Here is a 17,202-nt window from a genome sequence, read left to right as displayed (position 1 = left end):
AATTTGGTTTGTTGTAGATATTGACAAATGTCCGTATTAATTGTTTCAAAATAAAATCTTAAGCAGTATCTTAAGCATGAATGTTCCAATAGTGATATCCAAAAGAAAAATCTACCATGAAAAGAAGTATCATCTTTGGTATTGTTTTGATCCTGCTTCGAAATGTATCCATGGCGCAAGTCAAATTTACCGACCGAGTGGAGTTTGAGGTGAAATATGCAGAAAATGATTTTATGACAATGTTCACACCAAATGGTCTTATTGCATTTCGAGCTAACAAAGAGAAAGGGTTAAATAGCCAAATATTCCTTGAGCTAGTAGGTATAAATGATGAGCTGATACCTACCGAAATCAGCAAAACTCCAGTCAAATCTGGCTATGAACTGATAGGTTACGACTGGCATGAGGGATATTTTTATGCCTTGTTTCAAAAAGGGAATTCAAATCTAAGTGATGACAGGTACATTCTAAAAATCGACATCAATAGTCCCACAAATACCGAAATTTCAATCAAAAATGTCCTTGACATGAGTTTGAAAGAGTTTTTTGCAATGGAAAATAAATTGGTTTTTATGGGTGATTCGGAGTCTTTGCCTGTCATTCAATTTTATGATTTAGAAACATCCAATGTCATTACCGCTCCGGGAATTTATTCCAAAGATTCCAAAATATTACAACTGCGAAGAGATGAGGAGTTGGGTGTCATAGATGTATTGATGAGCAAAAGAGACCAATTCAAAACAAAGCAGGTATTCATTTTGACTTTTGACACCGATGGTAACAAGATCCGTGAGATTACTATTGATAATCTCAATGATCCTAAAATAGAAATAATAGAGGGGATTTTGACCCCTATGAATGCATATAATCAATCGCTCATCGGAACTTATGGTAAAAAAAGACAAGAGGCATATCAAGGCATTTATTTATCAGAAATTAATGAATTTGGAGAGTTGAGTAGCAGATATTTTACACTCGAAAATCTAGAAAATTTTTACAATTTCTTGCCAGACAAAGCAAAAGCAAAGAGAAAAAAGGCACTGGAAAAAAACTTGAAAAAAGGGATAATTCCACCTATCAGACCTGTCTTATCTACACGAGAAGTAATCACATCATCGCAAGGATACTTGATTTATTCAGACTTATTCTCAGCGAATCACCCACGGTATATGCCAAGAGATGGCATGTATGCCAATAGCCTTTACAGATACAATCCAAACAACCCCTACTACAACAATATGTTCATTGATCCTTATATGGGCTATAGAGGCTTACCTGGGGGTGCAAACTTCAATACTTTGAGGGAAGGTGAGTACAAATTCCAAGCAGCACACCTATTCTTTGTGTCTTTTGATGGGGATATTATTTGGGAAAACTCAATCGAACTTCCAAATAAGATGACTTCCAATCCTAGTAAATTCGGAGAAATAAGCTATTCAAACGATGCACTGCACTATATGTATTTGGATGGGAAGCAACTTTCACTTACCTATTTGGTCAATGGAGAGAAATTATTTGAAAATGTGCTATTTGACTTAGACTTAGTTAATGAAAATGAGAGAATTAGGGAGACAAACGAAAACAGCTTGATGTTGCAATGGTGGCATGACAATTTTTACCTACTCTCTGGAAAACAGTCCATTAGATTCCAAGATACACAAGGTAAACAGAATGTTCGTGAAGTGTTTTTTATAACAAAAATTGCAGTAAATGGCGATTTGTACGAGACTGAAAAAAAAGACTAAGACCTGATCTTGACGTGTGAAAAATAAAAAGCACCAGACAATGCCTGGTGCTTTTCAAACCATAAACGAACTCTAAAACTTAGTATTTTAACTACCACACATCTCGCAATCATCTGGATTGTCAAGAGAACAAGCGATAGCATCTTGTTTTTGCTGAGTAGCGACGATCTCAGTCTGCACAGCCTGTGGATTAGCATTTGCACTGGTGTTCAATGCCGATTTATCTACAGTGAACTGTATAGCACTTGCTGCTGCTTGAGATCTTAAGTAATACATTCCAGTCTTCAATCCTTTTTTCCAAGCATAGAAATGCATTGAAGTCAACTTTCCGAAATTTGGATCCTGAAGAAACACATTCATACTTTGAGACTGACAGATATACGCACCTCTATCAGCCGCCATATCGATGATGTTCTTTTGAGAGATTTCCCAGACAGTTTTGTACAAATCCTTGATATGCTGAGGTATTCCTGGGATCTGCTGAACAGAACCATTGGCAGCGATCAGTCTGTTCTTCATGTTATCATTCCATAGCCCTTGATCGATCAGGTCTTTCATCAGGTGCTTGTTCACTACGATAAACTCTCCAGAAAGTGTTCTTCTCGTGTAGATGTTTGAAGTATATGGCTCGAAGCACTCATTATTACCCAAAATCTGAGAAGTAGAGGCCGTAGGCATCGGAGCTACTAGAAGGGAGTTTCTTACTCCATATTTTTTCACACTGCTTTTCAACTCATCCCAATTCCATCTACCTGATTTTGGAGTCACACCCCAAAGGTCAAACTGGAACTGTCCTTGAGATACAGGAGAGCCTTCGTATGTCTCGTAGGTTCCTTCTACCTTAGCTAGTTCCATAGAAGTTTCCATGGCCGCAAAGTACATCGTCTCTGCAATGTCTTCATTAAGTCTTTTCGCTTCTTCCGAATCAAAAGGCATTCTCAATAGGATGAAAGCATCCGCCAATCCTTGTACACCAAGACCTATCGGTCTATGCCTGAAGTTTGAGCGCTTTGCTTCTTCGACTGGATAGTAGTTGACATCGATAACCTTGTTGAGGTTTCTGGTAGCTACTTTTGTAATTTCATAAAGCTTTTGATGGTCAAAGTACTTCATGCCATCCTTTCCTTCCAGAACAAACTTTGGTAGGGCAATAGAAGCCAAGTTACACACAGCCACTTCATCAGGAGCGGTATATTCGATGATTTCAGTACACAAGTTGGAAGACTTGATGGTACCCAAATTCTTCTGATTGGACTTCATATTAGCTGCATCTTTGTAAAGCATATATGGCGTACCTGTCTCAATCTGAGACTCCAATATCTCAAACCATAGCTCTTGTGCTTTTACAGTTTCACGAGCTAGCCCTTCTCTTTCATATTTTTCATAAAGCTTTTCAAACTCAGCTCCATAGCAATCCGCTAATCCTGGAGCTTCATTTGGGCAGAAAAGAGACCAAGTTTCATTTTGCTCTACACGCTTCATGAACAGATCTGGGATCCACATAGCATAGAACAAATCTCTAGCCCTCATTTCTTCTTTACCATGGTTTCTTTTCAACTCCAAGAAATCCTTTACATCTGCATGCCAAGGTTCTAAGTAAATTGCAAAACTACCCTTTCTCTTTCCTCCTCCTTGATCTACATACCTAGCGGTCATGTCAAAATTTCTAAGCATAGGTACGATACCATTAGAAACACCATTAGTTCCTTTGATATAGGATCCTTTAGCTCTCACATTATGAATAGAAAGACCAATTCCTCCCGCCGATTGTGAGATCTTGGCACATTGCTTCAATGTATCATATATCCCATCAATACTGTCATCCTTCATTGTCAACAAAAAACATGAAGAAAGCTGTGGCTTGGGGGTTCCTGCATTGAAAAGGGTCGGAGTCGCATGTGTAAACCACTTCTCAGAAAGTAAATGGTATGTTTCTATAGCTGCTTCTACGTCCTCTTTGTGAATACCAACAGCCACCCTCATCAGCATGTGCTGAGGACGTTCCACTACTTTGCCATCAAGTCTGGTCAAGTAACTTCTCTCTAGTGTCTTAAAACCAAAGTAGTCGTATGAAAAATCACGATCATATTCGATAGCCTCATCAAGTTTAGCAGCATATTTTTTAATGATGCCATATACATCAGGTGCAATCAAAGCTGCATTTTCTCCCGTTTTTGGATTGATATAGGTGTACAGTCTTTTCATTGTATTGGAAAAAGACTGACTAGTAGTCTTGTGTAAATTAGAAATTGCAATCCTAGCTGCTAGCGTTGCATATTCTGGATGTCGCACTGTCAAAGACGCACAAATCTCCGCAGCCAAATTATCAAGCTCAGTGGTGGTAACACCATCATATAACCCATCGATAACCTTTTTTGCCACTTCAATTGGCTGGATATATCTATTATCTAATCCATAGCATAAGTTCTCTATTCTTGCGGTAATTTTATCAAACCTTACCGATTCTCTTCTTCCGTCTCTTTTGATTACTAACATAACGATCTTGATTTGGCTTATTTAAAAATAATTTAGAAATCTTCTCCAATGGAGAATTTTGGTGAATCACTCGTCTCCGCAGATTTCATTACACCAGCTTTTTGATAATCTCCCACTCTCTTTTCAAAGAAATTGGTCTTGCCTTGCAAAGAGATCATGTCCATGAAGTCAAATGGATTTGTACTGTTCCACACTTTGTTACAGCCTAATTCCAAAAGCAACCTGTCCGCTACAAACTCAATATATTGACACATCAAGTCAGCATTCATTCCAATTAATCTTACTGGTAAAGCATCTGTTACAAATTCCTTTTCAATCTCTACAGCATCCATGATGATCTTGGTTACTGTCTCTTTAGGCAAAGTATTTACCACATGCTTGGTGTACAAATGACAAGCGAAATCACAGTGTAGCCCTTCATCTCTGGATATCAATTCATTTGAAAAGGTCAGCCCTGGCATCAAACCACGCTTCTTCATCCAAAATATGGAACAAAAAGATCCTGAAAAGAAAATTCCTTCTACAGCTGCAAAAGCAATTAATCTTTCTTGAAAGCTACCATTATCAATCCACCTAAGTGCCCACTCAGCCTTTTTCTTTACGCAATCAATGTGCTCTATGGCATTGAGAAGTTTGTCTCTCTCTTTTGCATCTTTGATATAAGTATCGATCAAAAGGCTGTAAGTTTCAGAGTGAATGTTTTCCATTGCAATCTGAAATCCATAGAAAAATTTTGCTTCTGTATATTGAACTTCTGATACAAAATGCTCTGCTAGATTTTCATTGACTATCCCATCACTAGCGGCAAAGAATGCTAGTACATGAGATATAAAATGTCTTTCACCATCATTAAGATTTTTCCAATCATTCAAATCCTGCCCCAGATCAATCTCTTCCGCAGTCCAAAAACTTGCTTCTGCTTTCTTATAATACTGCCAGATATCATCGTGCTGAATGGGAAATAGGACAAAACGATTTTTGTTTTCCTGGAGGATAGGTTCGATTTGTTGCATCTTTGATTTTGGTTTAATTTTTATAGAAAATCTGTTCAAGAAATAACAGACTTTAAATAGTTTTTCTTCCTTAAGCTGGGTCTTTGAGGATCTTTTAGCCTGTTGCTGTGTACAAATATGAATAACAATTTTGAAAAATAAAACTGTAAACCAGGCTATTTCCTTAGTTTTTTGAATACTATTCAATGTTATTTATTTTATTTATTTTCAATACTTTATATAGTTATAATTAAACTATATTTTCAACTTTTTTGAAGCTACTTTCCTGATTGAAGATTTTTCAAAAAAAATTAAAAAAAAATTTCAGCTAAAAATCGGCTATTTTTTGACCATTGTTCAATTTTTATTTAAAATCCAAAACTAAAATTGAGAAATTCGATTTGAAAACAATAACCAACACAAAACTAGGTGTAAAACTTTATATTCATTCAAAATTGCTCAATCAACATACCATACAGCGTGTAAACAAGTATTGAGATCTAGTAATATATCCAATAGCGTCATATTAGAGTTAATATCCATAGTTATGGTCCTAGAAACTATCATTTAACTAAATCTAATTCTAAAACCACCATATATTTTTAATCAATCCTTTTCATAATAAAAAAGAAATGGTATATTTGCACCTCAATTTGATAAAATAGTTTCAAACAAATTTTATGTACGCAATCGTTAACATCGCAGGTAAGCAGTTCAAAGTAACTAAAGATCAGTATGTCTATGCACCAAAGTTGCAAGGCGAAGCTGGCGCTTCCGTGGAATTTGATCAGGTATTGTTGGCAGAAGACAACGGTACAGTATCAATCGGCGCTCCTCTCCTTTCTGGAGCAAAGGTATCAGGTAAAATACTTGATCATGTAAGAGGTAACAAAGTAATTGTCTTCAAAAAGAAGAGAAGAAAAGGTTACAAAAAGAAGAACGGTCACAGACAAGACTTCACTAAAGTATTGATCGAAAATATTGCACTATAAGATTTCCTTTAGGAATCGATAAACATTAAAGATTATGGCTCACAAAAAAGGTGTCGGTAGTTCTAAGAACGGAAGAGAATCACATAGCAAGAGACTAGGTGTGAAAAAATTTGGTGGTGAAGCAGTTATCGCTGGAAACATCATCGTAAGACAAAGAGGTACTAAGCATCATCCTGGAGAAAATGTTGGTTTAGGTAAAGACCACACTATCTTCGCTACAGTTGATGGTAAAGTTGAATTCAGAAAGAGATTTGATGGGAAATCTTATGTGAACGTAGTTCCTGCAGAAGCATAAGATAATCAATCAATAATTCATAAAAGAGGGCTTCCCATGAAGGGTTGCTCTCTTTTTTTTTGCACCAAATCATTTTTTTAATTTGAATAATTCCCAATAACCATACATCCAATTCACCCAATTTATTTTTCAATTCACCACAAATGTAATTTTCATTTGATCCCTCATACATTCAGACCATATTGGATCAAAATTTAAAGAATATACCCTATGAGCTTGAAACGTTACTTTATTCTTTCCCTAACCTTAGTCTGCATGGGCTTTGTGCATGCTCAGCAGAAGAGTCTTCAACTGGAGGATTACAGCAAATGGTCATCGATCACTTCACCTATCCTTTCACCTAATGGAGATTGGTTTGCTTATGCATTGAGACCCAATGGTGGTGATGATACACTTCACATCAAATCAATCTCTTCGGACGACCTGGAGAGAATACCCTACGGCTTCTCTCCAGAATTTAGCTCAGATAATAAATTTTTGGCATACATGACTAGACCGAATAAGTCAGAAACCGAAAAACTCAAAAAAGCAAAAAAATCCATCACCAGTACAGCTCATGTAAAAGAAATTGGTTCAGAAAAAAGATTTTCTGTAGAAAGAGCAAAAAAAATGGCCTTTTCTGATAATGGAAAGTTTTGGGCAGTGCTTAAAGAAAAACCTGAAAATGCCAATTCAGATGTAAAAGGAGCTGACCTGGTATTGTACAATCTATCTGACAAGACCACTATCAACATTGGGAATGTGGCAGAATTTGCATTTAATAAGAAAAGCAGCCTATTAGCCTATGTAATTGATGCCGAAGACAAGGTAGGAAACGGGGTATTTGTCCTAAACCTACAAAATCTTGCCACTAAGCCCCTAAACACTGACAGAGCTACTTACCAAAACTTAACTTGGGATGATGTCTCAGCAAAAAAGACAGAATGGTCGCTCAAAGGTAATCAACTGGCTGTGCTCAAAGGATCGAAAATTGACTCCCTCATACATCAGCCTAATGAACTGCTTGTCTTTTCTCACTTAGATACAAAACCAGTTCAAAAATCACTTTCCACAAACGCATCCGGTTTTCCTGATAACTTTGTGATAAGCGAAAAAGGCAAGTTGAGCTTCAGTGCTGATGGCAAGACTGTTGGTTTTGGGATCAAAGCCCAAGAAATCAAAGAGAAACTCAGCAAAGATACCGTTGCAAATGTAGATGTATGGCACTGGAAGGATGACTATATCCAATCCGTACAAATTGTAAGGGCTAATAGAGATAAGAACTTCACTTATAACAGCGTGTTTCATATCAACGACGGGAAGTTTGTGCGTCTAGCAGATCATGAACTTAAGTATGTTCTTGATAGCAAACATCCCAATTATAGAATCGGCCGAGATGACACACCATACTTGAGCGATGTCAACTGGGGAATATCTCCTGCAGACCTTTATCGTGTAGACATCAGAACAGGTGAACGCAAAAAAATAGAAGACCTCGTAATAAGACCTTTGGAAAGCTCTCCTGATGGCAGGTATTATTTGTATCAAAAGGACACGGCGATCATTGCATATGATTTGCAAACTGATAAAAAGACTAATATCTCAGAAAAAGCAGCAGTCATTTTCATGGACATGGAGCATCCTTACCCTCACGAGAATCCAACCTTTGGAGTGGCTGGCTGGAGTAAAGATGGCAAACACGTCATCCTCAATCATAAATATGATCTTTGGATGCTTGCCTTAGATGGATCAAAAGCTGAAAACATCACCAAGATAGGAGGTACTGAAAAAATTAGATTTAGACAGATCACTTTGGATCCAGAAGAAGAATGGATAGACACTAGGCAACCATTGTTGCTCACTGCATATGGAGATAAAACAAAAAAAGAAGGATTCTATGAATTGAAAATCGGAGGCCAACCTTCTCCTTTGATATATGAAGATATGAGCTATGGAAAGCCTACAAAAGCTGAAAAATCAGACAAAGTATTCTTTACCAAACAGACATTCGTACATTTCCCTGATTACTATGTCGCAGACACGAAGTTCTCAAATGCTCAAAGACTAACAGATGCGAATCCACAACAAAAAGAATACGCTTGGGGAAGTAGAAAATTAGTTTCTTTCACCGACAGTAGAGGCAATGAGCTTCAAGGGACCTTGACTTTCCCAGCAGATTATGAGGAAGGCAAAGCTTATCCAACGATCTTCTATTTCTATGAAACCATGTCTGAAAGGCATCACCAATACTCCATGCCAGTATATGATGATAGACCTCACTTCTCAACTTATGCAAGTAATGGCTACTTGATATTCATGCCTGACATCAAGTTTGAAGAAGGAAAACCAGGAACAAGTTCACTAGATGCTATTACTTCTGCCGCCAAGGAATTGATAAAACTTGGGTATGCCGACAAAGATAACATCGGTCTTCAAGGCCATAGCTGGGGTGGATATCAGACTTCATTCATACTGACACAGACCGACATGTTCAAGTGTATCGTAACTGGAGCACCTCCTACCAATTTAGAAAGTTTCTACAACAACATCTACGCAAGTACTGGGACAGTGCACCATGGAATCATGGAAATAGGACAAGTGAGAATGGGAAATGGGGTAACACCATGGACTCACCGTGAAATCTATCAGAGGGAAAATCCTATGTACCATATTCCAAATATCAAAACACCATTCTTGATCTTGCATGGAACAAAAGATGGTGCCGTAGATTGGTCTCAAGGACTTGAACTTTATAACGCAGCCCGTAGAATGGGGAAAGAAGTAATTTTCCTTTCCTACCCCAATGAAGGACATCACCTTACCAATGAGGCTAATCAAAAAGACTTTCAAAAGCGTATGAAAGAATACTTCGATTTCCATTTGATGGGTAAGCCTGCACCTGCATGGATGGAATATGGCGTACCGCATCTTGAAAAACTCTACGAGAAAGCAAACTAAGTGCTGCACTTCTTTGAAAAGCACGTTGATTAAAGTAAAAAGTATGTTTGACTCAAGATCTATTCAAGCCAAGTAAAATAAAAAATAGCCGATCTCAGTGTTAGATCGGCTATTTCCCTTTTAATTGAACATGCGACTTTCAAATAACTATAGAAATTATCAAGTTGACTTGACTTGATAAAGATAGATATTCGATTCGTATCGATATTGACCATAAGCTATCAATTTGATCAATGTATTGATAGAATTGGACTAGTAACTTGTGAATGAGCCTAATTTTATCTCATACGATATTGCAATGCAGGACATATCGGAATCTCAAAGAATCTATTTATCATTGATTATCATAACGACAAACTACTCTGACGATCGGCTTTTGATTTTTTTCTAAACCTTCTAACATGGCATTTTATAAAAACTTAAAAGTGATTGATAATGAAATACTTTGTCAAAAAATCCCCGAAATCTACAAATTGGAGTCATTTTACCCAATCTTTATTTATAATGTGCCGTATACTTAAGTATTGTTTTACGATAAAAAATCAGATTTATGAACTACACAGAAAACTATAAGGGCGTAAAAATCGATGTTCAATCACCAAGTCTTGATGTAAGTCAGGAAGTCCAAGCTGAAATAAGGGCAAGTATAGATAAGCTAGCACGGTTTACTCAAAACATCAACGCCTTAGACGTATATTTCAATGCAGAGGGGAATGGATCCAAAGCTACTACCACCATAGGAATGAGAGTAGGAGTACCAGGACCAGATGTTTTTGCAGAAGAAAAAGGGGAAAACTGGATTGGAATGCTCAAGTCTGTTACTGATAAGAATATCAGACAACTTCAAAAAGGGAAATAATCAAACAGCATAAATTAAAAAACTTCAGGTTAAAACAACCTGAAGTTTTTTATTTCTTGGATAAAATTGGTAGCTGATGCTGGACTAATGATCAAAATAAATATTATACCAAACAAAGCTCCATATAAATGTGCATCATGATTGATACCATCGTTGCCTTTTTTACCTTGTACAATAGAATAGATCAGGAACAAGCCACCTAAGGCAAATCCTGGCAAGCAAAGAATACCAAAAAGACATATATCAGATAGAGGCATCAGTATAATACTCGCAAAAACTGTCGCTGCCACACCTCCGCTAGCCCCCAAAGCTTGATAATAGCTATCATTCCTGTGCTTCAGAAAAGTAGGAATATCCGAAATCACGATGGCAGATAAATAAAACAAAATATATACTACTGTACCTAGTCCAGTGCCTAGTTGATACATCAAAAACTGCTCTACTGCACCGCCGAAAAAGAAGAAGGTAAACATATTGAAAAGTAAGTGCATACTGTCCTTATGGACAAATCCAGAAAGAATAAATCGATCATATTGATTCCTCTTGTCTATCAAGTAAGGCGTAAACATCCATCTTTGAATGACAGCGTGACTCCGCATAGCCCAATAGGATGTGATTACCGTGATCACAATGATGATCACGGTGGTAGATAACTCGATCATAACTTGTTTAGTAAATTACTTTGCTACTTTTCTCTATGTACAAGATTCTTAACCAATTCCAAAAGTTGAATATAATTTTCATTATTTGGTACACTCAATGAATCGTATATGGCAAAGCCTTGCTCAAAATACTCATGCATTTGAGCAGCTGTAAGTTTGTCTATACCCAGCTCATTATATATTGCTGTGACTGCATTTACTTTTTCTGTCTTATCAAAAGTCTCCTTAGCTATCCAATTGTTTAGATTTTGTTTTTGCTCACCAGTAGCCAGCTCCTTCGCTTTGATCAGCAGAAAGGTCTTTTTATTCGAAATGATATCACCACCTACCTGCTTACCAAACTTTGCTTGGTCTGCATATACATCAAGCAAATCATCCATCAATTGGAAGCCTATACCTACGTTCACCCCAAACTCATAGAGTTTTTGACCATCTTCTTCCGAAGCATCTGCAAGTACAGCACCCAGTTGAAGTGCAAAACCTAAAAGCACAGCGGTCTTTTGTCTGATCATATCAATGTAGGCATCTTCAGAGACGTGATCCATTTTCTCGAAATCCATATCATGTTGCTGACCTTCACAAACTTCCGTAGCTGCTTGATTGAACAAGCGGAAGATGGTAGGTAACTTCTCAGATGGTGCAGCGAGAAGCATTTCATATGCTTTGACTAGCATCACGTCACCTGAAAGTATAGCTGTGTTTGCATTCCACTTCTCATGTACAGTGGCTTGCCCCCTTCTCAGTGGAGCATCATCCATGATGTCATCATGCATCAATGTGAAATTATGAAATACTTCTACTGCCAAGGCTGGAGTTAGCGCAGCTGAAACATCACTTTTGTAGAGGCTATAAGCCATCAAAGTCAGTAAAGGGCGAATCCTTTTGCCTCCCAAACTCATGATATAGCTGATCGGCTCGTAAAGTGCTGAAGGATTTTCACCAAAAGGATATTCTCTGATTTGATTCTCTAGGTATTGAAGCAACTTATCGGTGCTTACGGGGCTTGTTGTTTGACTCATTATCTGCAAATTCCAAATCTATTGTTCTTCTATCTATGTCTGTCGCTATCACTCTCACAGCAACACTATCACCCAAGGTGATCATCTTCTTATTTTTTGAGCCAATTAGGCGCATGTTTTTTTCATCAAATTCGTAGTAGTCATCGTCCATATCCTGAACCCTAACCATTCCTTCGCATTTGGTCTCGCTGATCTCTACAAACACGCCCCACTCTGTCACTCCAGTAACTATTCCTTGGTAATCTTTATCTTCTGCTAGGGACATAAACTCCACCTGCTTGTACTTGATAGAAGCACGCTCAGCATCAGAAGCACGCTTTTCTCTATCTGAAGAATGTCTACTCTTCTCTTCCCAAGTCTCTGACTCGGGAGATTTCCCTCCATCTAGATAATGCTGAAGCAACCTATGCACCATCATATCAGGATACCTTCTGATCGGTGAGGTGAAATGTGTATAATGCTTGAAAGCTAAACCAAAGTGACCTTTGGGCTCTATGGTATAGATGGCTTTGGCCATACTTCTTATCGCCAACTGCTCCAATACGTTCTGCTCAGGTTTGCCTTGGATCTCTTCCATAAGCTTATTCAAAGCCATAGAAATCCTGCTGCCCTCTCCTACTTTAATCTCATGACCAAATTTCTTTGCAAAATTGGAGAATGTCTCCAATCTCTCCAAATCAGGATGATCATGTACCCTGTAGACAAAAGTGTCTGCACCTTTGTTTCGATCAAAGATAAATTCCGCTACTGTTCTATTGGCTAAGAGCATGAACTCCTCGATCATTTTATGGATATCCTTTCGCTCTTTGACCATTAGGCCAAGTGGAGTACCTTTTTCATCTAACTTGAATTTCACCTCCACTGTTTCGAAATTCACAGCTCCTTTGTCAAACCTCCTCTTACGTAACTTTTTCGCTAAATCATTTAGCAACGTAAGTTCTTCAAAAAAATCTCCAGCCTGATTGTCTATATTCTCTTGAGCCTCTTCATAAGCAAATCGCCTATCTGAATGGATGATCGTGCGACCAATCCAATGCTTGAGTACATCACCTGCTTCATCCATCTCAAAGACACATGAGAAAGTCAACTTATCTTCATTGGGTCTCAATGAACATAAGCCATTGCTCAATCGCTCTGGTAGCATCGGTATCGTGCGATCTACCAAGTACACGGAAGTGGCCCTGTCATAGGCTTCTTTCTCAAGCTTGGTCTTTGGCTTGACATAATGAGTTACATCGGCTATATGAACGCCAATTTCGTAGTTGCCATTTGCTAGCTTTTGATAAGAAATGGCATCATCAAAATCCTTTGCATCAGCTGGATCTATGGTGAAGGTTGTGACACCTCTAAAGTCCTTGCGGTTTTTGATCTCTGATGTTGGTATTTGATCTGAAATCTCCTCCGCTTCTGCCACAACTTCCTCTGGATACTCAAATGGCAACCCAAACTCCGCCATGATCGAGTGGATTTCAACTTCATGCTCGCCAGCTTTACCAAGTACACGAGTCACTTTACCCGTAGGGTTTTTATCTCCATCCCTCCACTCAGTCATTTTGACTACTACTTTCTGATTGTGCTCAGCACCTCCAAGGTCACCTTTGTGTACAAAGATGTCATGGTGCATTTTTCTAAAATCTGGAACTACAAAAGCAAAACGTGGCGAGATCTCTACCCTTCCTACAAATTCATCTTTGCTTCTTTCTAGGACTTCAAGAACCTTTCCTTCTACCCGACCGCTATTTCCTTTCAGTGGATACACCATGATCCTTACTCGGTCTCCATCTAAAGCATTCTTAAGATCTGCTTCCTTTACCAAGATGTCTTCTTCTACGTCATGCCTAGCGTCCGCTACTATGTAGGCGAATCTTGGATTGACATAGTCTACAATTCCTTCTATAAATTCCGGATCCTTGGTCGATGAAAAATAGTTCCTAGGTGACTTGGACACAGAACCCGCCGCAGCTAATTTGTGTAATATAGGTTCTACACCACCCTTGGTCACACCATCCCTAATCTCTAATTTTTTAATGATTTGTTTGGAGTTGAACTCTTCTCCAAAGTGATTATCCAAAAAATTGAGGATTTTTCTAGCTAACTGGGCTGCGTCCATTACTTTGCCGCCTTTCTTCTTGCCTTTACCTGTTTTGTTATTTGATTTTCTTCCCATAAAAATGAGTCTTTTTTTAAATTCTTTAGTTTGTTAATATTTTTTGCTGGGGGCACTTTACACCAGCTTTGCTTGAATAGATATGAAAATATTGGTGATTAAAGTATTCTAAGCAATAGGTGATATCGCTTTCCGAAAAATGGTAATTCCAGTTATTAATTTCCAGCTTTATTCTCAAAACATCTCTTGGTCTATCGATGCTATCAAAGTTATAAAAAAATATATGCAAAAATGGTTCAATTTGGGAAATCTTTCCAAGATACTAATTTACCTGCTGTACGAACTTGGTTCTCATTTCCAGCATAGACCAGCTTTTTTTCCAAACCTTTGATTTTCGAGATTGCTTCAAACTTATTCAAACCATTGAACATTTCGGAAGTGATAGTCTTGGTAGCTTTGAACTCAAATGCAGTAAAGTCTAATCCCTTATCAACTAGTAAGTCGACTTCATTTCCTCCAGAATCTCTCCAATACCAAATATCTTCCAAATCATTGGAATGATGCATTTGTTTTACGTATTCCGCTACCATCATATTTTCAAACAAAACTCCCTTGAATGGATGTGTCAAAAGCTTTTCTGTAGAAGTTGCCTTAAGCAAGTGACACAACAACCCCGTATCATAAAAATAGAGCTTCGGAGTTTTCAAGATTCGTTTGCTGAAATTCTTATAATATGGATAAAGTTGAAATGTAATAAAACTCTGCTCCAATGCTGAAAGCCACGCTTTTGCTGTAGGCTGAGTAATACCACATTCATTGGCCAAAGCATTTAAATTGAGTAGCTGTCCTGCTCGTGTCGCACATAGTGAAAGGAAATTCTGAAATAGCCTCATTTCTCTGATTGCAATCAACTCACTCACATCCCTATGTATATATGTCTGGATATAATTAGCATAAAATACTTTAGAAGGTATATCTCTATGATATATTGCTGGATAATAGCCCTTAACTAAATTCTCCAAAAACTCATCTTGCAACAAGCCTGCTGAATTTAGTTCCAAATGATCTAAAGGGAAAAGTTTGAAGATAGCCACTCTTCCAGCAAGACTCTGTGTGATACTGTGCATTAAATGAAAATTTTGGGAGCCCGAAAGCACATAAGATCCCATCCTCTCTGGGTAATTATCTACTCTGGTTTGAAGGTATGAAAAAAGCTCAGGCACTCTTTGCACTTCGTCAAAAATCACCTGATGATCGAACTCCTCCAAAAAACCATTTGGATCATTTAAAGCGAAATTTCTATGATCAAGATTTTCAAGGCTAACATACCTATAGCCGCTGAATAAATCTCTCAGTAAAGTAGTCTTTCCAGATTGTCTGGGGCCTGTCAATGCGATTATAGGATACTTTGGTATCATCCTCTTGACAGCATCATATATATTCCTTTCTATCAGCACTTTTTATTTCAAAAATAAAACAAATTTTGAAATAACACAAGTTGAATTTTGAAATAACACAAGTTGAATTTTGAAATAACACACACTCTATTTTGAAATAACACGTACTCTATTTTGAAATAACATGAACTTTACTTTGAAATAACACTCACTCTATTTTGAAATAACATTAACTATATTTTGAATTAACACGAGTTTAATTTTGAAATAACATGATATCTATTTTGAAATAACACAAGATAAATCTTCAAATAACATGAACTCTATTTTGAAAAAACATAAGCTATGCTTTGAATTTACATCTGGTAGAATCATGAAAAATCGCCACTCCAAAATCAAATCAAGCTTGTTCTTCATCCAAATTGACGATCTCAAAATCAAGCTCTGGTGGGATACCACGGAATGCCAAGAAAATCTGTGCTGTAACTAGCACGTCTTTGGAACAATAAGTGCGGATAGTCTGGAGATCATTATGCTTATAGTAGCTCTCATTTACTTTTGATCCATCTATACCATCTTTGGAAGTAGGTATATCAAAAATAGTTGCCAATAACTCTAACCTTGTGTAATGTTTGTAATCCCCAAATTTCCAAAGCTCCAAAGTATCCAAGTGTCTTACTTCCCAGGGCTTTTTGCCTGCTAGCTGTAGTGGTTCTGGTAAAGGAATCCTATTGATAAGAATCCTTCTTGCCAAATAAGGGAAATCAAATTCTTTACCGTTGTGGGCACAAAGTGTCCAAGGCTTTTTATCCAAAAGTTCTTTGAAAGCCTGTAAGGTATCATATTCACTAGTCTCTGCAAAAGTCTTCGACCTATAGGTCAAGGTTTCACTTTCCTTGTCAAACCGGAAGTAGCCTACTCCTATACAAATCACCTTCCCAAATTCGGCATAAATCCCAGCCTTTTCAAAAAACATACTACCAGGGACAATTACTTCATTGTTTCCATATAAATGTCTTTCTTTCTTTAGCCACTCTTCTTGATACCTTTCAGAAAGCAAATCAAAATTTGGCTCAAGAGATGCCGTCTCTATGTCTAAGAATAAGATATCATTCAATTCCTCAAAAAAATGTCTCATAGGGTTTTGTTTTTAACCATGAAGGACGCCTTCTAGCCCCAGTTCAGGGATCAACCTGATATGTGAAGGATCCATACTTCCTTCTGTAAAGATAAACTTTTTGTCAAATATCTGATCCAAAATATAATAACTCACCCAAAACTCATTGTTCAGTGCAAAAACTGAGGGATCGATCGGCTCTACTTTTGCGATAGACTGTGAGCCCAACTGTTCAATCATGTGGCGTAAAGTAGAAGTTCTACGCTGCTCTCCATCAATAATGCCATATCCTTTGGAAGTGATCATCACAGTATTGAGTTCTATTAGGTTGAGGTTGATGATATATACCGACCATTCTTCATTTCCATTGACAAAATCCTTGGCAATGGCCAATTTCACTCCTGTGACTGGATGAAAATCTATATCTTTTTTCATTTTTTCTTTTTTTCTTTTTTGAAAGTTTGATTTATCTCTTTCCTACAATAATGATCTGGGCAAATCATACGATTCTAGCGTATTGATAGCGCAGACTCAATGCCTATTAGTTTGAAAAAGCGATTTGACATCTTACAGGTGCTTTTCCC

13 protein-coding genes are annotated in these 17,202 nt (G+C 37.6%); 5 read left to right on the top strand and 8 right to left on the bottom strand.

Annotation, left to right across the window (positions count from 1 at the left end):
- The first annotated feature begins 116 nt into the window (after nt 1-116).
- Entirely contained in the window at nt 117-1,745 is a 1,629-nt protein-coding gene (locus tag MM214_RS04650; protein WP_241292589.1) for a transcriptional regulator, read from the top strand.
- An 87-nt stretch (nt 1,746-1,832) separates the two neighbouring features.
- Here MM214_RS04650 and MM214_RS04645 read toward each other — a convergent pair whose 3' ends face one another.
- Together MM214_RS04645 and MM214_RS04640 are read right to left on the bottom strand one after the other, a co-directional pair.
- The gene (locus MM214_RS04645) at nt 1,833-4,241 is read right to left on the bottom strand and encodes a ribonucleoside-diphosphate reductase subunit alpha (protein WP_241292587.1); all 2,409 of its coding nucleotides are present in this window, start codon (nt 4,239-4,241) and stop codon (nt 1,833-1,835) included.
- Nucleotides 4,242-4,273: 32 nt separating this feature from the next.
- Complete coding sequence (locus MM214_RS04640; RefSeq protein ID WP_241292585.1) at nt 4,274-5,254, bottom strand: ribonucleotide-diphosphate reductase subunit beta; 981 nt, start codon at nt 5,252-5,254, stop codon at nt 4,274-4,276.
- Between the two features lie 659 nt (nt 5,255-5,913).
- Here MM214_RS04640 and rplU point away from each other — a divergent pair.
- The 4 genes from rplU (at nt 5,914) to MM214_RS04620 (ending at nt 10,316) form a co-directional block, all read left to right on the top strand.
- Nucleotides 5,914-6,225 carry a 50S ribosomal protein L21 gene (rplU, locus tag MM214_RS04635; protein WP_241292583.1) on the top strand — a complete coding sequence of 104 codons (312 nt, stop codon included), beginning with the start codon at nt 5,914-5,916 and terminating at the stop codon, nt 6,223-6,225.
- Nucleotides 6,226-6,259: 34 nt separating this feature from the next.
- Nucleotides 6,260-6,520 (top strand): 50S ribosomal protein L27, encoded by a 261-nt coding sequence (rpmA, locus tag MM214_RS04630; RefSeq protein ID WP_241292581.1) that lies wholly within the window; start codon nt 6,260-6,262, stop codon nt 6,518-6,520.
- A gap of 210 nt (nt 6,521-6,730) precedes the next feature.
- Nucleotides 6,731-9,457: a S9 family peptidase gene (locus tag MM214_RS04625; protein WP_241292579.1), complete on the top strand. Its 2,727-nt coding sequence runs from the start codon at nt 6,731-6,733 to the stop codon at nt 9,455-9,457.
- A gap of 550 nt (nt 9,458-10,007) precedes the next feature.
- Complete coding sequence (locus MM214_RS04620; RefSeq protein ID WP_241292577.1) at nt 10,008-10,316, top strand: HPF/RaiA family ribosome-associated protein; 309 nt, start codon at nt 10,008-10,010, stop codon at nt 10,314-10,316.
- Nucleotides 10,317-10,345: 29 nt separating this feature from the next.
- On the opposite strand, the gene MM214_RS04615 is transcribed toward MM214_RS04620, so the two are convergent.
- The 6 genes from MM214_RS04615 to MM214_RS04590 all read right to left on the bottom strand — a co-directional run bounded on the left by MM214_RS04615 (nt 10,346) and on the right by MM214_RS04590 (nt 17,053).
- Nucleotides 10,346-10,975 (bottom strand): rhomboid family intramembrane serine protease, encoded by a 630-nt coding sequence (locus MM214_RS04615; protein ID WP_241292726.1) that lies wholly within the window; start codon nt 10,973-10,975, stop codon nt 10,346-10,348.
- 26 nt (nt 10,976-11,001) lie between these two features.
- On the bottom strand, nt 11,002-11,997 hold the full coding sequence (locus MM214_RS04610; RefSeq protein WP_241292575.1) for a polyprenyl synthetase family protein: 996 nt from the start codon (nt 11,995-11,997) through the stop codon (nt 11,002-11,004).
- A complete protein-coding gene (gene rnr / locus MM214_RS04605; protein WP_241292573.1) occupies nt 11,963-14,164 on the bottom strand; it encodes a ribonuclease R in 2,202 nt (733 codons plus the stop codon). Before rnr ends, MM214_RS04610 begins: the two co-directional genes overlap by 35 nt.
- A 236-nt stretch (nt 14,165-14,400) precedes the next feature.
- The gene (locus MM214_RS04600; protein ID WP_241292571.1) at nt 14,401-15,561 is read right to left on the bottom strand and encodes an ATP-binding protein; all 1,161 of its coding nucleotides are present in this window, start codon (nt 15,559-15,561) and stop codon (nt 14,401-14,403) included.
- Nucleotides 15,562-15,901: 340 nt separating this feature from the next.
- The gene (locus MM214_RS04595; protein WP_241292569.1) at nt 15,902-16,639 is read right to left on the bottom strand and encodes a 3'-5' exonuclease; all 738 of its coding nucleotides are present in this window, start codon (nt 16,637-16,639) and stop codon (nt 15,902-15,904) included.
- 12 nt (nt 16,640-16,651) lie between these two features.
- A complete protein-coding gene (locus MM214_RS04590) occupies nt 16,652-17,053 on the bottom strand; it encodes a hypothetical protein (RefSeq protein ID WP_241292567.1) in 402 nt (133 codons plus the stop codon).
- Nucleotides 17,054-17,202 lie beyond the last annotated feature (149 nt).

Source organism: Belliella kenyensis (assembly GCF_022549675.1).
Classification (GTDB): domain Bacteria; phylum Bacteroidota; class Bacteroidia; order Cytophagales; family Cyclobacteriaceae; genus Belliella; species Belliella kenyensis.
This window is presented reverse-complemented; position numbering and strand designations above follow the sequence as displayed.

Bases quoted from the DNA above. Each gene is read 5' to 3' on its own strand.
- rnr (WP_241292573.1), bottom strand. From the start codon at position 14,164: ATGGGAAGAAAATCAAATAACAAAACAGGTAAAGGCAAGAAGAAAGGC.
- MM214_RS04650 (WP_241292589.1), top strand. From the start codon at position 117: ATGAAAAGAAGTATCATCTTTGGTATTGTTTTGATCCTGCTTCGAAAT.
- MM214_RS04610 (WP_241292575.1), bottom strand. From the start codon at position 11,997: ATGAGTCAAACAACAAGCCCCGTAAGCACCGATAAGTTGCTTCAATAC.
- MM214_RS04645 (WP_241292587.1), bottom strand. From the start codon at position 4,241: ATGTTAGTAATCAAAAGAGACGGAAGAAGAGAATCGGTAAGGTTTGAT.
- MM214_RS04640 (WP_241292585.1), bottom strand. From the start codon at position 5,254: ATGCAACAAATCGAACCTATCCTCCAGGAAAACAAAAATCGTTTTGTC.
- MM214_RS04625 (WP_241292579.1), top strand. From the start codon at position 6,731: ATGAGCTTGAAACGTTACTTTATTCTTTCCCTAACCTTAGTCTGCATG.
- MM214_RS04620 (WP_241292577.1), top strand. From the start codon at position 10,008: ATGAACTACACAGAAAACTATAAGGGCGTAAAAATCGATGTTCAATCA.
- MM214_RS04595 (WP_241292569.1), bottom strand. From the start codon at position 16,639: ATGAGACATTTTTTTGAGGAATTGAATGATATCTTATTCTTAGACATA.
- MM214_RS04590 (WP_241292567.1), bottom strand. From the start codon at position 17,053: ATGAAAAAAGATATAGATTTTCATCCAGTCACAGGAGTGAAATTGGCC.
- rplU (WP_241292583.1), top strand. From the start codon at position 5,914: ATGTACGCAATCGTTAACATCGCAGGTAAGCAGTTCAAAGTAACTAAA.
- rpmA (WP_241292581.1), top strand. From the start codon at position 6,260: ATGGCTCACAAAAAAGGTGTCGGTAGTTCTAAGAACGGAAGAGAATCA.